Origin of the sequence: Halobacillus ihumii (genome assembly GCF_902726645.1) — a bacterium.
Taxonomy (GTDB): Bacteria; Bacillota; Bacilli; order Bacillales; family Halobacillaceae; genus Halobacillus_A; species Halobacillus_A ihumii.
Genome location: NZ_CACVAO010000001.1, coordinates 3,367,812 through 3,381,130 on the forward strand (window position 1 = coordinate 3,367,812; position 13,319 = coordinate 3,381,130).

Here is a 13,319-nt window from a genome sequence, read left to right on the forward strand (position 1 = left end):
AGAGGTGATAACATGGAAACATTTTCTACAAGTACAAAGGAAAGAGAAACATATCAAGTAGAGCTGAAGCAATCATTGTTATGGGAGTGCGCACTTGGGATAGCAGCCATTACAAATCAATCACTGATTCAAACATTGGATCAACCAGATGATTATTGGAAAGGGATAAAAGATTCGCTGTCTCAAGAGATGAGAGACCACCTTGATTATGTTCAAATGAATAATACATGGAAAACGTTGCTCCAACTATTGCATGAGAAAGATTTCACGACCCTTTCTTCTTTTACCACGTTCATAAACACGTTATCCGACGAGGATTTAAGATTTATTGCTATTCCGTTTTTAGGAAGTGATAAACAGAACTTAAGGTATAAAGCATCAGTTGGGGAAGAAAAGGCGATTGAAACATTAAAAGCTGATACACAAAAAAATACCTTTTTTCCTGCCTACATTGAATTTATTTGCAACACAAAATCAGCTACATTGAAAAGACATCTTATAGAAGTGATGTCAGGGTGGTATCATGCGGTTATTACGCCAGAAGAAGACACCCTTCATGAGTATTTAAAAAGAGATTTAGAAGTTAAGAAGAAAGCAGGAGTAAATTTCAATCCTGAACAGTTTGTGGAATGGGTGACGAATGGGGTTTCTTATCGACCGGAACCGAGTGTTTATAAAGTCCTTCTCATTCCTCACTATATTTACAGGCCTTGGAATGTTGAGTCAGATCTTGAGGGAGTAAAAGTATTTTACTATCCAATAGCCAATGAAAGCATTCACCCTTCTGACAAATATGTTCCGAATCAAATGCTCGTGCAAAGGTATAAGGCTTTAGGTGATGAGGTTAGGTTAAGAATTATCAAGATTCTAGGTGACCGTGAGCTGTCGTTGCAGGAGTTAACAAACGAATTGCTAATGGGCAAGACAACCGTCCATCATCACTTAAAGATATTAAAATCAGCAAGGTTGGTAGCTGTGGAAAAATCAAAGTATTGCGTTAAAGATCAGGTATTAATGTCATTACCTAAGGAACTTGAACAATTTTTAGGGAGGGAATACAGGGGGGATTAATATGGAGAAGTCTACCGTACCATGGTATGCAAAAAAGGAACCTCCTGAGTTTAAGAAAAATGGACAAGTGTTTAGATTCATAGGTGGAAATTTGATTTCTTTTTTTGGGAATCAAATCTATATGATTGCTATTCCTTTAATTGTGTTATCGATAACGGGATCTCCATTGAGTATGGGTATCGTTGCAGCTCTGGAACGTCTTCCTATTCTAACTCAGCCTTTTATTGGTGTACTGGCCGACCGATTTGATCGTAAACTGATTCTTCTATCGTGTGAGTTTGGCAGGTTTATGATTGTTTGTGCTGTAGGTGTTTTGTATATAATGAACTTATTACTTATTTGGGAAATCTATGTAGCATCCTTGCTTGTGGGGATAGTAAGTCAGATTTATAATACATCCCAGTTTGCTTCCATTCCTCGCTTGGTCCAAAAAAGAGATTTACAACTAGTGAACTCCATTAATACCGGAGTTTTTAATTTGGCTGTGTTTGTGGCACCCGCTTTAGGCGGCCTACTCATCAGTCTTTATAACCCGGGTCTTGCTTTACTCTTGAATGGTATCAGTTTTCTCATTGGTTTTATCATTCTGTTAAGCTTGAAAATCGATCAAGATGGCAGCGTATCTAATGGTAATAAGAAGTTTTTCTCTAACATACAAGAAGGTTTTATGTTCGTTTTGAAACAGAAGCCTATTTTTTATACGAATTTGGCCATGCTATTCTCCATTTTTGGAACAACTCTGTTTCTGACCATGTTAATCGTTCACCTCAAATCCACGATCAGTTTGAATGCAGCTGAAATAGGGTGGCTGCTGTCTGCGGGAGGTATAGGTGCTATAGGAGGGTCCTTAGCTTCAAATATTTTGAGAAAAATATTCACTTACAGAACTATATTATTTGTAGCTGGCATAGTTGGCGGCTTCTCCATCATATTGTTCAGTATTTCAGATACATATATATGGTTGGTTATCATGAATGCGATTGGCACGGTCGCAGCTTCTATTATGAGTCCTTGCATTGTAACGATACGTCAGAATTTGACCCCTGGGGACTTATTGGGAAGAGTCCAGGCTTCAAGCCGATTTATGACATGGATCCTAATGCCAGCTTCAGCTTTTCTTTCCGGGGTTCTAGCTGAATATATTGGAACATCCTCGACGATATTTATAGGCGGTATTATATCAATGGCTGCTTCATTGATTTATTTACATCCCTCGTTAGGAAAGGACTGTTCTTGACCATTTTTAAATTGTGTTCCATATACTCCAAAATCCTTTAAGCTCGTCTTAAATCTCCCTGCGTCTCATGAAATAAAATAGTGATTGAATGGGCACAATGGTCTTAGTTAAAAAAAGCCGATGAGCGAAAACTGGTACTATGTAAGGAGGTCCATTAATGAAAGTGAGAATCGAATTCACCTATAAAACACCAAAAGGAACAAACGCCACATTCAGCTCCGAGGAAATGAACGCTGGTAAAGGGATATTACTTGCTGAGGATCTGGAACGTACGGAGCGCGGCAAAAACTTAACCTTTATCGACAGCATGGAAAACTCATGGACTTTAAAAGAGTTGAAAGAATTTATGAAGGAAATCGAAACAGAACCCCACAATATTACGATTTATTTTGACGGCGGCTTTGACCTTGATACAAGAAAGTCTGGCTTAGGCTGTGCGATATATTATGAGCAGAATGGAAAATCACTACGGCTTCGAAGAAATGCTTTAGTGCAGGAACTTAATACGAACAACGAAGCGGAATATGCGGCCCTTCATCTTGGGTTGCGGGAATTAGAACACATGCAAGTCCATGATCTTCCTGTTAGATTAGTTGGGGACTCTCAAGTGGTCATCAATCAATTAAATGGGGAGTGGCCGTGTTTGGAAGAAGAATTGTCCAAATGGGCGGATCGAATTGAAGCGAAACTTAGTCAATTACGGATTCAACCAGAATATGAATTGGTCTCCAGAAAGAAAAACCGGGAAGCGGATCGGTTAGCCACACAGGCATTAAAGGAAATTGAAATAACGAGTACAATTGAGACCGCATCCGATAAGTAATAGTGGATTAAAAGATCTTATTATAGCTAATGGGGAGCTTGAGATGGAAATTTCATTAATAAGACACGGCAAATCTAAACATATAGATAACACACGAATAACCTGCATGGAATATAAGCGCTGGATTGAAAAATATGATGATAGCGGGGTGGCGGAAGAAGAGATTTATCCCGCCTATACTATTGAAAAGGTGAAAGAAGCGAATATCGTGGTGACGAGTCACCTTATCAGGTCAATCGAATCTGCTAAACTATTACATTCTTACAGTAACGTTATTTCGGATTCTATATACATGGAAATCGCATTGCCGACTATTTCCGCAAGCTTACCAGGTGTAAAATTCACTCCCGCAATCTGGACGGTGATCACAAGGTGCTTGTGGTTTGCTGGTTACTCTAAACAATGTGAGTCATTACGAAAAGTGAAGGTGAGGGCTGAAGAGGCAGCTCATCATTTAATCAGCTTTGCAAAAGAACACAATTCTGTTGTTTTAGTGGGTCACGGCTTTTTCAACCTGTTTATTGGAAAGGAGTTACGAAGAATGGGGTGGAATAGTTATACAAAACAATCCAAAACACACTGGAGTTGTACGACATTCTTTTTAAGCGACAAGAAAAGTGGAGAATAGTCTGCTCACGAGCTTCAAGGGGGATGCCATGATAATCAAGTGGATTGTTTGTAACGTGCCAGAATCTAAAAAAGAAGAATTTTCATATGCTCAATCACGATGGAAATCATTGTCTTACATCAAAGGGTTTCTAGGGCAAATAGGAGGATGGGATTCGCAAATGTCATCGAAAGCTGGGATCCTTTCATTTTGGAAGGATTTCAAATCTTACCGTGCTTTTATGGAGAATGATCATGATAAGATTTTCGAAACGATTCGTCAAGCTAATACATACAGAAATATTTCAGTAGAAATCTTTTCAAAAACAGTGACTTTATCCGGCGCCGACATTATAGATTCTTTAAAGCGTGCAACATTTGCGAGGGTGGCAACGTATACAGTTCCTATAACTATGACTGGTCATGTTGAAGAAATGCAAGAAAAATTAGAAGAGGGGCTTTCATACCAGGATGTGTTCGCAAGTGTTTCCAGTAAAGATAAGGAAAATAAGTGCCTCTTGGCTTCCTTTGGGAGAAGCAGGGACTCCTATCAGAAACACGTGGATCATACCTTTTCCTTGTTAAGGAGGCAACCAAATAGCAGCAAAGAATCCCTTGAAATCGCAGAAACCTTACTAGAGTTAGAAGAGGATTGGTTGATTATCTAGCAGAACTTGGCTTAACCATGAATTTGGACATAGAGGAAGGCTTATTAAAGGCAAAGATGTTTGTTCATTATTCTGATTATTGGTATAATTTTACTTACGATAAATCGATTCATCCGGAGGGGAGTGATGAACATCAACTTGGTAATCGCGTTATTAGGAATTATATCTTCTGCTATGTTTCTCTATTATTGGGGAAAATCGGGTTACGATTATGATGGGAAGAAGGAAGAAAATGATTAGTTATCTGTGCTTTGCGCTTTGAGTTCAAAGATATGCTCTTTCAAAATCTCAATGAATCGGGGTGTAAGAATGGGGCTGGCTCTAGGAATCTTTATTACCTTTGTCCTTATCGGGGTCATTCGTGTTTTGCTTGGGATCCCTTCTGCACGCAGTAGATCAAAATCATATCACGATCGTGACTATTCTTAGTTTTTCTAGTTCAAGGGAGTCTTCTTCGTTCAGGCACCATTAGTTTGCGCAAACCTTCTCTTCCCAACTTAATCCTTTCAAAGAATCTGTCTTCCCCTCATTTCACTTTTGGCTCGTCATTTATGAAGAAAGGACAGCATATGCGTATAGAAAGGTCAGGTGAAAAGTTGAGGAGGGGACTCGATGGAAGGAGTTATTTACGTTTTTATCGTTTTCCTGCTTATTTTATTGTTGAGTGATAAGTATGTGAACGGATGGTTAAAGCTAACCCTATTTATGTACTATGGTGTGGTTATTTTTTACTTCTCCAGGGGATATAGCAAGATTATGAGCGATCGAATACAGTATGCTTCAAACAATGAGTATGATTTTAGAGATAAATCGGATGTAGAGGCCTTATTTTCCTTTTGGGAAAAACGATCGGATTTCGTTGATGGTTTTCTGGCGTTTTATTTTCTTCCGCTGCTAGTCTTTCTTGTGTATTCATACTATAAACGTATTACTCATAGTAAAAATGGAAAACAGACGTTTTTGACCTACGTAAGTATGATTCCTGTTACGGTTGTTTATCTTTTACTGCTTCTGTTTTTTGGAATGCTGGGATATCATCCGTAATTATTAGAGATTATTTGGGTATAGTGCCCTTTTTAAAATAAAGGCTTGCTAAAAGCACAGCAGTTCATTAAACTGTAACTATATTGCATTACAATGTAGTTTATTTTTTTGATCAACTATATTGCATAACAATATAGTTGGGTGATCGTAAGGAGAGAGATTAGATTGTCTTCTAGTCAGATTTTAAAGGGGATCCTTGAAGGTTGTTTGTTATCGATAATAAGCAAAGGGGAGATTTACGGTTATGAAATGAGTGAGAAGCTGAATCAATATGGTTTCTCGATGGTTAAAGAGGGCAGCATTTATCCTCTTTTGCTTCGAATGAAAAAGGAAGGATTGGTTATTACTTCACAGAAGAAACTCCCTTCTGGAGGCCCGAAACGAAAGTATTATAAGCTGACGGACAAGGGAGCAGAGGAACTAAATGAGTTTGTTCAAAGATGGGAGCTTATTTCATCAAGCGTGGATCGTTTGTTAAGGGAGGAGGATCAGGGTTGACATTATCAAATCAGAGTCGTGAGTTTCTGGAAAACTTAAGGTTGTATTTAGTCTCCAGCGGAAAAAATGAAGAGGACATCGAAGATATTGTGAATGAACTCGGTGATCATTTATCAGAGGCCGAAAAGCAAGGTAAAAGTGTCCAGGATATTGTGGGGCAGTCACCTAAGGAATATATGGAACAGCTGGGTGGAGAAATGCGCATTGATAGCAAATCAATTGTTAAATATGGAATTTTCCTATTAGTGGGTGCACTATCCTACATTCTGCTTGGCGATGTCATTAATGGAGGAGTCGAGCTATCTGTCATGCAGGCAGTTGGTTATCCGATTATTTTTTGTTTATTTGTCGGACTGATTGTAGGTGTGTTTCGCAATCTTGCCAGCTCTCAACCGGGCAAAATAAAACAATGGACCTTACTTGGCATTCTCGGTATAGTGCCGCTCCTTTTATTATTATGTTTAATCATGTTAAATGAAGCTTATAAGACCCCAACCATTCAGTTTAGTGATGCTGCCAATATTTTAACTGCTGTTATTGCGGTGGCTGTTTTTATAGGAATGTCTTTGTGGAGCAAGACATGGATTTTAATCATTGTACCGCTTTTCACCTTTGGGCCAGACCTTCTGCTGGGTGAAACAAATCTTCAGGAGAGTACACAGCTCGTTCTGTCCAGCCTGCTTATGTTTGCGGGAATAGGCAGCTACGTTTTCTATGTTTATAAGAAAGAGAATCGGCTTCAGAAAAGGAACGACACGTTCGCTTAGGTCATCTGCAGGGTCAGATTATGAGGAGCACATTTCTGAGTGGCAAATTAGTTTCTTTTATGAAAAAGTGCTTTAGTAGAAGCGGCACTTTCCAGCTCTTTAATGGCCTTGCAGTAGGTCTTCTGAATATTTCCTTTCAACATCTTTACCGGCTTTTTTACAAAATGAAGCATTTTCTTATTCGTAAACCAGTCACCAGGGATGACCGCTTCTTGCTCGAAATCCTCCCACACGCTCGTTAGCGGAGGACTGTAAATCTTAGGCGATATCGGCTTTAGCGAACAAGGATTGCTTGTTAACTCGTGCTTCTCGTCAGGGGCTGTTTCTTTTATAGGATGAAACAGATGCGGCCAAAAGTCACAGCGTGATCCCGTATGGGGATTTGCTTCTGCCCAGTGGACCGTATGCTTCAGACGGCTTTGTGCCGAGAATAATAAAGCGTATAACCCTTTGCCGAGGGTGATGCGTTCATTAACCGAAGAGAAATGATGAACGGCACCTCCTGCTAACGCAGTTTTCTTTTGAGTTGGCGTGTAAGGGAATAAGATATGGTTAAATTCGAACACATCTTGCAGCTTAAACAGGATCGAATCCAGTACGGTTTCTCGATACTGTTTATGTTGAACGACTCGTTCCTCAATGTATTGCTGTTCATTAATAATCAATGCAACAGTCAGCACTTCTTTTGTAGACTCTTCCCAGAATTGACACCAAAAAGGTTCCATGAATGTAGATATTTCCATGAAAGACAGCAGATGAAAGAGAGGGAGGCCGCGTTTTTTACTTTCTTCATACAGCAATAACTGTGGGTAAGCATCTTGAAAAATCAGCCAGTTGCCTCGTTCCAGAAAGGAAAAAAAGTCAGTTTGTTCTTTTCTGGATAGCAGAAAAGGTAAATATTCACCTTTAAGGTCTGTCATATTCCAGCCGGCATTGCGTGAAACCATGTGAGCTAAAAGCGCCCAATGAATTTCGGGATGCTTTTGATAAAAATCGAAGTAGGCCTGAGTACGGGTAACATTATTTCGGTTGTGTTTACGAGTAGCGGTACGGATCTTTTGGATCAATTCTTCTTCCTCAATTGTGAGCTCATGGTGTTTAATAGATCCGGGCTTTTTAATGGTTTTTTTCAATTGATTCGTTACCATCTTCCTCTGCTTCCGTGTCCTATTAAAGATAATCTTCTCCTCCTCCCAACAGTGTTGTATTTATTCACCTGATATGCCTCATGGAAAATAATTGTAATGTTAGTATTCACGTCTCTATTTTCACTTATACAGACAATGGAATCGGAACACAAACTGTGATTATGGATGTATAAAAACAGGGGTACCAATCGGGATGATACTAGCCAGTTCCTCCACATCTCGATTGTACATACGGATACACCCGAGAGATACAGCGTTGCCAATTGAGCTTGGATCATTGGTTCCGTGAATGCCGTAATGCTGTTTGGATAAACTCATCCACATGGTTCCGAATGGCCCGCCTGGATTGGGAGCTTTGTTGATGATAATGTAATGGCCGGTTGGAGTGCCGTGTAACATTCTCCCCACTGCTATGGGATACTGTTTTTGCAGTACACCATTTCTGAATAACTTAAGCTGACGATTCGTTAGCGAAACGTCAATTTGATAAGGAATCGTTTCAATTGGTGGAAATCCTGGTATTACGAGGGGTTGCCCAGGATAAATGAGGTTTGGGTTGATGGAAGGATTGGTGTTTATAATCATTGCGAGCGGTGTCCGATAATCTCTTGATATCTGAGTGAGTGTTTCACCTGGTTTAACTGTGTGAATCAATAGTAACACCTCCATAGAATGTACCGATAATGTAGATTATGAGAAGTGTTACACGAGAGTTAATGGTTATTTCAACTATAAAAAAGGGGCAGCTGTAAATAGCTTGCCCCATTGTCGACTAATAAACTTTGTCCCCATTAAAAATGGAATTTTTCACAACGACATAATCGACATTTCGAATCGCCTCAAGTTTGCTTCCTCCAGCGTATGAAATAGCCGACTGTAGATCTTGTTCCATTTCTTCCAGTGTATCTTTTAAGGAACCTTTGTGCTCTACATACATTTTTTTACCTTCAACATTTTTCTTTTCACCTTTTTGAAATTCAGAGGCAGAGCCGAAATATTCTTTGTACAGCTTCCCCTCTTTTTCAGTAGTTTCACCTGGAGATTCCTCGTGGCCCGCAAACAAGGATCCGATCATGACTATGGAAGCGCCAAATCGAATCGATTTCGCAATATCTCCATGTGTACGAATGCCGCCATCTGCAATAATCGGTTTGCTGGCCGCTTTTGCACACCAGCGTAACGCTGCTAATTGCCAGCCGCCTGTTCCGAATCCAGTTTTAATCTTCGTAATACATACCTTTCCAGGTCCGATGCCGACTTTCGTTGCATCTGCTCCCGCATGTTCCAATTCTCTTACTGCTTCTGGAGTCCCGACATTGCCGGCAATTACAAAGGATTGAGGGAGTTGTGCTTTAATATATTGAATCATCTCGATTACGGCATTGGAATGACCGTGGGCAATATCAATCGTTATAAATTCAGGAGTGATGTGTTCGGCTGCCAGCTGCTGGATGAATTCGTATTCTTCTCGCTTGACGCCGACACTGATTGAAGCGATTAAGCCTCGTGATTGCATATCTTTAATAAAAGCAAGACGTTTTTCTGGTTCAAAACGGTGCATCACATAGAAGTAGCCGCCTTCCGCTAAAGACAGAGCGACTTCCTCATCGATGATCGTTTGCATATTGGCTGGCACGACAGGTAATTTAAATGTATATCCGCCAAAGCTTACTGATGGATCACATTCAGATCGGCTATTTACCACACATTTTGCAGGAATTAATTGAATATCTTCGTAATCAAACACATTTTCCATCATTCACACCCCTAAAAACGAATGTTTTATTGTTTTGGATAAAAATTGTTCGTACATTAGTTAATTTACACGATACAAGTTAAAATGTCAAAGCTATGAGTTAAAAATTACTGCGCATCGTCCAGCCAGTTGTAATAAAGGGTTGATGAATCGGCCATGACTTCTTTTCTCACAATTTGAATAAACGCCTCTTTGAGACCTCCGTAAAAATAGCCGAGGAATGTTTTCTTAATGGTGCCTTGGCGCTGTGCGAACACTGCCCGCTTAAATGTACGATTGATCTGTTCGATGTACCATTCGATAGGCTGCGTAAGGTTTACTTTTTGATAGGCGTGTTGAGCACTTTTCCAGGCTGATAAAATATCGTTTGGAGTTAAAAAAGGTCGGGTAACGGTAAGGAAGGATTCAGGTATGTAAGAGGGAAGGTAATCAGCATCTATGACTGGCGGGCACTGTTTGATTTCCTCTTCTGCGGGTATTTCTTCAGGAGCTGCTTGTTCGTTTGAGGGTGTATCGTGAGAATTGTTTACTGAAGAAGGGGCTGCAGTTTTCGTTTCTACTTCCGGTAATTCCTCAATTCCTTCTGCCTGAAACACGAGGATATTAACGCCGCGTTTTCCGTTCGTCCTTAGGGTGGGTACTCGCTTGAGCAGGCCATTCTTTTCCAAACAATTAATTGCTCGTATCACTGTACTGCGGCTTTTATTTGTTTTTTTCTGAATGGTTTCCACTTTTGCAAAAGATACCCCAGGAAACTTAACTGAATGACGCCATATATATTTTAAAATAGTAAGAGTTCCTTCTGATAACGATTGTTTGTGATGAAACAGGAAGGCCCGTACACGGAGGTCAAGTTCTTTTTTACTGGGGAAAGATTGAAGGCTGCGGATTTCTGCTATATTCATTTCTGGAATTCCTCATTTCGACTGTTCTTATATCTATAATCGAAACAGGTGTAGTAGTAGGTGTCGTGATCGGTCATTTTTTTAAAAAATCTTTGGGATTTATGGTGGTTGTAGTTGTCTGTATTTACTTCAAATCTTTTTATCATCATTGTTTACTCTATGTTTCCGAGCATATTTTTGCCCTATAAGTCCTTATATAGCAGTGTTTTTCGCAGGTTGGTACCGTGTCATCTAGGGTGTCAGATTAGGTGTCAAAGGATAGGGAAAGATGTTTGGAAATTCGCTTTACAGATAGGATGGAGTTGTTACATTTTCGAACAAGTTCAAGTTTTTATAGTCTGCCGGAATTTTTTAGGTTGTGGATGATCCAACTGTTGATTGACAATATAGTTGCTCCGCAATCGGGCAAGATTCTGGAATAACTGTGTTAAACATACAGACGAAATTTCAAAGAATAATTAACTTCACATACAGTTTGCGTTAGTCGAATATAATTTAACTATTGAAACTAACTAGGGGTGAATATATGGCTAATGCGTTTGTTTCACGCTCACTGGATGAAATTCGTTTCTGGTCCAGGATTATGAAAGAGCATGCTTTATTTTTAAGTCTCGGATTTAACTTTAATGATACAAAGTTAATCCAAGAAGCACAGCAATTTATTGATTTATTTGAACGAATTGAACAAGAATTAAGTAGCTTTTCCTAAAATTCCGAACCCCAACGAATCGCAAATTTCAATATTCAAGTGTATCAAGCCGCTACTTCCATATGGGCATATAAACGGAAGGTTCTAGGTTTATCATTACGTTGTGAGGTTAGATCCAACAACTATCCGTTATTACTTGATCACACAAGCCGTGAAGCAGCATACTTTGCTAAACGATTAAAGGATTTAAATGAAGGGAAGTTGCAACCGCTGCCTGAAACTATTATAAAAGAGAATGTTTTCTTTCTAAGAATAATGGCAGACCACTCTAAGTTCATAGGTCACCTTCTCGATCCTTCTGAAAGGAAATTAGTTGATCAAGCTCGGGAATTCAGTCATGATTTTGATCAACTAGTATTTCAAGCCATAGATATGGACTCAATGCGACCTCAATCAGAAACAGTACCACTTTTAGACCAATTTTTAGATCAAAACCGTGTTTCAGTAGCCTCTTTACGTGAGTTCAAGAAAACCGCAAGTGAATTAATAGAGGAATGTAAAATTAAAAGTAATATTCACCCACTTCTAGCAGACCATGTATTCCGTGAAGCTGACAGATTCTTGCACATTATTGATATGTTTGACGAAAGCCTTACTTCAGATAAATAGTAGGTTATTAAGCTAATAGAAGTATCTTGCTTTTTTAAGAACGGGCGCATTTCCGTAAATAAAGGATTTGCGCTTTTTTTGCATGAATGGACCATATTGTGGAATAAGCAGGAATTTTAAAAAGGAAAGCAGAAGTAATTGTAGTTAGGGGAAACATTTAATCTAAATGTGATTCGAATTCCTTTCGTAATCTTGTTGATTATCTAAAAGTTGATTTTCAACTTATTTTTTTGGATTGTCCCGGTCACGGGAAAACACCGTCTTTAAACCAGGAAGAAGATTATATCTTTTCTGCTTTGGTTAAGGGGATTGACCAAGTAGTTAAACAGATAGACAATGGACCAATTTATATGCTGGGACATTCTTGGGGAGCAGAATATAGCACTAAATTACGCAAAAAAATATCAGGAAAAGGTAGAAGGTCTAATATTAATCGACGGGGGTTACGTGTTTCCTGAGCATGAAGAAGGAATGACGAAAGAGAAGGCGCTTACTGCTTGGGAGGAATATATTGAATCTGGTGTTTATTCTTCTTGGGAAGATGTTGTTGACACTTATAAAACATATAAAACATATAAAACATATAAAACAAGAAAATGGGACGACCAGCTTGACCAAATAATAACCTCAAACTTTATCAAGCGAAATGGTAAATTTACTTTAAAAGCAAATAGTTTTAGTCTTTTGTCAACGATAAAAAAAGGGATTGAAAGAATTAAAGTTGTAGGGCTAATAACACAAAGCACAATTTGCATTGGGACTCACCAAAAAAAGTATCAGATGAAATAATCGAGTGGATATCGAGTTTAAAATCAACATAAATGTTATAAACAATAGTGCGCTATTGTGAAACAAAAGTAAGAGAAATGGTACATATTAGTCATTATAATAAGTAGCATCCCTTATTTTTTAATATTTTACGCTTGAGGATCGATAATAAAGCTGTTTAAAAATAGACACGTAAACCCCCATACTGTCGTTTTTTAACAATTTTACTTCCGAAATGACACAGTCTCGACAATACAGAATGAAACAAGGCTGCCGAGACTTTCTCGACAGCCTGAAATTAGAGATTCTGTTTCTGGTTTTTTGCTTTGTTATCTGAAATGGGTGCAGATTCTAGGAGCCAAGTTTGCAAACATTACTTGTTTCTTTTTAACTTCTCTTTAAGTGAATTTAACTCAGCTTTTCTCTCTTTTGTCCTTTTTTTATCTGATCTAATTGTAAAATCAAGGACATCGCCTTCCACGACATTCTCTGGAATTAACGCTAGAGGTACCTGAAATGTCTTCTTATCGTATTCAATTGTAGCCAAATCATCTTCTATCCGTTCTAAAATAATCAATTTGTTCATGGTAACAAAGGACCCTCCTTTATATCTCCTCGAAACAAGCATAGCAAAACAAAGTAAATGTTATAACTTAAAACCTTATAATTATTTTAACATTCCTGTCTTTGAAAGCTCACAAACAAATAGT

The 13,319-nt window shown here is 38.7% G+C and carries 14 protein-coding genes and 2 pseudogenes; 11 read left to right on the top strand and 5 right to left on the bottom strand.

The features are described from left to right. Window positions 1–12: 12 nt before the first annotated feature. From G6R08_RS16740 to G6R08_RS16775, 8 genes are all read left to right on the top strand, one after another. Window positions 13–1,071 (top strand): ArsR/SmtB family transcription factor, encoded by a 1,059-nt coding sequence (locus tag G6R08_RS16740; protein ID WP_163529491.1) that lies wholly within the window; start codon window positions 13–15, stop codon window positions 1,069–1,071. A gap of 1 nt (window position 1,072) precedes the next feature. After that, window positions 1,073–2,308 (top strand): MFS transporter, encoded by a 1,236-nt coding sequence (locus G6R08_RS16745; protein ID WP_163529493.1) that lies wholly within the window; start codon window positions 1,073–1,075, stop codon window positions 2,306–2,308. A 157-nt stretch (window positions 2,309–2,465) separates the two neighbouring features. Next, window positions 2,466–3,131 (top strand): reverse transcriptase-like protein, encoded by a 666-nt coding sequence (locus tag G6R08_RS16750; protein WP_163529495.1) that lies wholly within the window; start codon window positions 2,466–2,468, stop codon window positions 3,129–3,131. Window positions 3,132–3,174: 43 nt separating this feature from the next. Then, entirely contained in the window at window positions 3,175–3,759 is a 585-nt protein-coding gene (locus tag G6R08_RS16755; RefSeq protein WP_163529497.1) for a histidine phosphatase family protein, read from the top strand. A gap of 28 nt (window positions 3,760–3,787) precedes the next feature. Further along, the gene (locus tag G6R08_RS16760) at window positions 3,788–4,405 is read left to right on the top strand and encodes a YdbC family protein (RefSeq protein ID WP_163529499.1); all 618 of its coding nucleotides are present in this window, start codon (window positions 3,788–3,790) and stop codon (window positions 4,403–4,405) included. A gap of 612 nt (window positions 4,406–5,017) precedes the next feature. After that, window positions 5,018–5,449 carry a hypothetical protein gene (locus G6R08_RS16765; RefSeq protein WP_163529501.1) on the top strand — a complete coding sequence of 144 codons (432 nt, stop codon included), beginning with the start codon at window positions 5,018–5,020 and terminating at the stop codon, window positions 5,447–5,449. A 165-nt stretch (window positions 5,450–5,614) separates the two neighbouring features. Then, window positions 5,615–5,947: a PadR family transcriptional regulator gene (locus G6R08_RS16770; protein WP_163529503.1), complete on the top strand. Its 333-nt coding sequence runs from the start codon at window positions 5,615–5,617 to the stop codon at window positions 5,945–5,947. Further along, entirely contained in the window at window positions 5,944–6,714 is a 771-nt protein-coding gene (locus G6R08_RS16775; RefSeq protein WP_163529505.1) for a DUF1129 family protein, read from the top strand. Before G6R08_RS16770 ends, G6R08_RS16775 begins: the two co-directional genes overlap by 4 nt. 47 nt (window positions 6,715–6,761) lie before the next feature. On the opposite strand, the gene G6R08_RS16780 is transcribed toward G6R08_RS16775, so the two are convergent. From G6R08_RS16780 to G6R08_RS16795, 4 genes are all read right to left on the bottom strand, one after another. After that, on the bottom strand, window positions 6,762–7,862 hold the full coding sequence (locus tag G6R08_RS16780) for a DUF2515 domain-containing protein (RefSeq protein WP_163529507.1): 1,101 nt from the start codon (window positions 7,860–7,862) through the stop codon (window positions 6,762–6,764). 159 nt (window positions 7,863–8,021) lie between these two features. Next, window positions 8,022–8,516: a L,D-transpeptidase family protein gene (locus tag G6R08_RS16785; protein ID WP_163529509.1), complete on the bottom strand. Its 495-nt coding sequence runs from the start codon at window positions 8,514–8,516 to the stop codon at window positions 8,022–8,024. 118 nt (window positions 8,517–8,634) lie between these two features. Further along, window positions 8,635–9,618, bottom strand: coding sequence for a GMP reductase (guaC, locus tag G6R08_RS16790; protein WP_163531375.1), 984 nt, complete (start codon window positions 9,616–9,618; stop codon window positions 8,635–8,637). A gap of 107 nt (window positions 9,619–9,725) precedes the next feature. Then, window positions 9,726–10,523 (bottom strand): helix-turn-helix domain-containing protein, encoded by a 798-nt coding sequence (locus tag G6R08_RS16795; protein ID WP_163529511.1) that lies wholly within the window; start codon window positions 10,521–10,523, stop codon window positions 9,726–9,728. 526 nt (window positions 10,524–11,049) lie between these two features. Here G6R08_RS16795 and G6R08_RS16800 point away from each other — a divergent pair. From G6R08_RS16800 to G6R08_RS22165, 3 genes and pseudogenes are all read left to right on the top strand, one after another. Beyond that, a pseudogene (locus tag G6R08_RS16800) lies at window positions 11,050–11,841 on the top strand (DUF2935 domain-containing protein). Window positions 11,842–12,071: 230 nt separating this feature from the next. Beyond that, a pseudogene (locus G6R08_RS22515) lies at window positions 12,072–12,161 on the top strand (alpha/beta fold hydrolase); the annotation flags it as partial. A 16-nt stretch (window positions 12,162–12,177) separates the two neighbouring features. Beyond that, window positions 12,178–12,630 (top strand): hypothetical protein, encoded by a 453-nt coding sequence (locus G6R08_RS22165; protein ID WP_240339756.1) that lies wholly within the window; start codon window positions 12,178–12,180, stop codon window positions 12,628–12,630. Window positions 12,631–12,982: 352 nt separating this feature from the next. Here the strand turns inward: G6R08_RS22165 and G6R08_RS16810 are convergent, their stop codons facing one another. Beyond that, window positions 12,983–13,195, bottom strand: coding sequence for a DUF3006 domain-containing protein (locus G6R08_RS16810; protein WP_163529513.1), 213 nt, complete (start codon window positions 13,193–13,195; stop codon window positions 12,983–12,985). Between the last annotated feature and the right edge of the window lie 124 nt (window positions 13,196–13,319).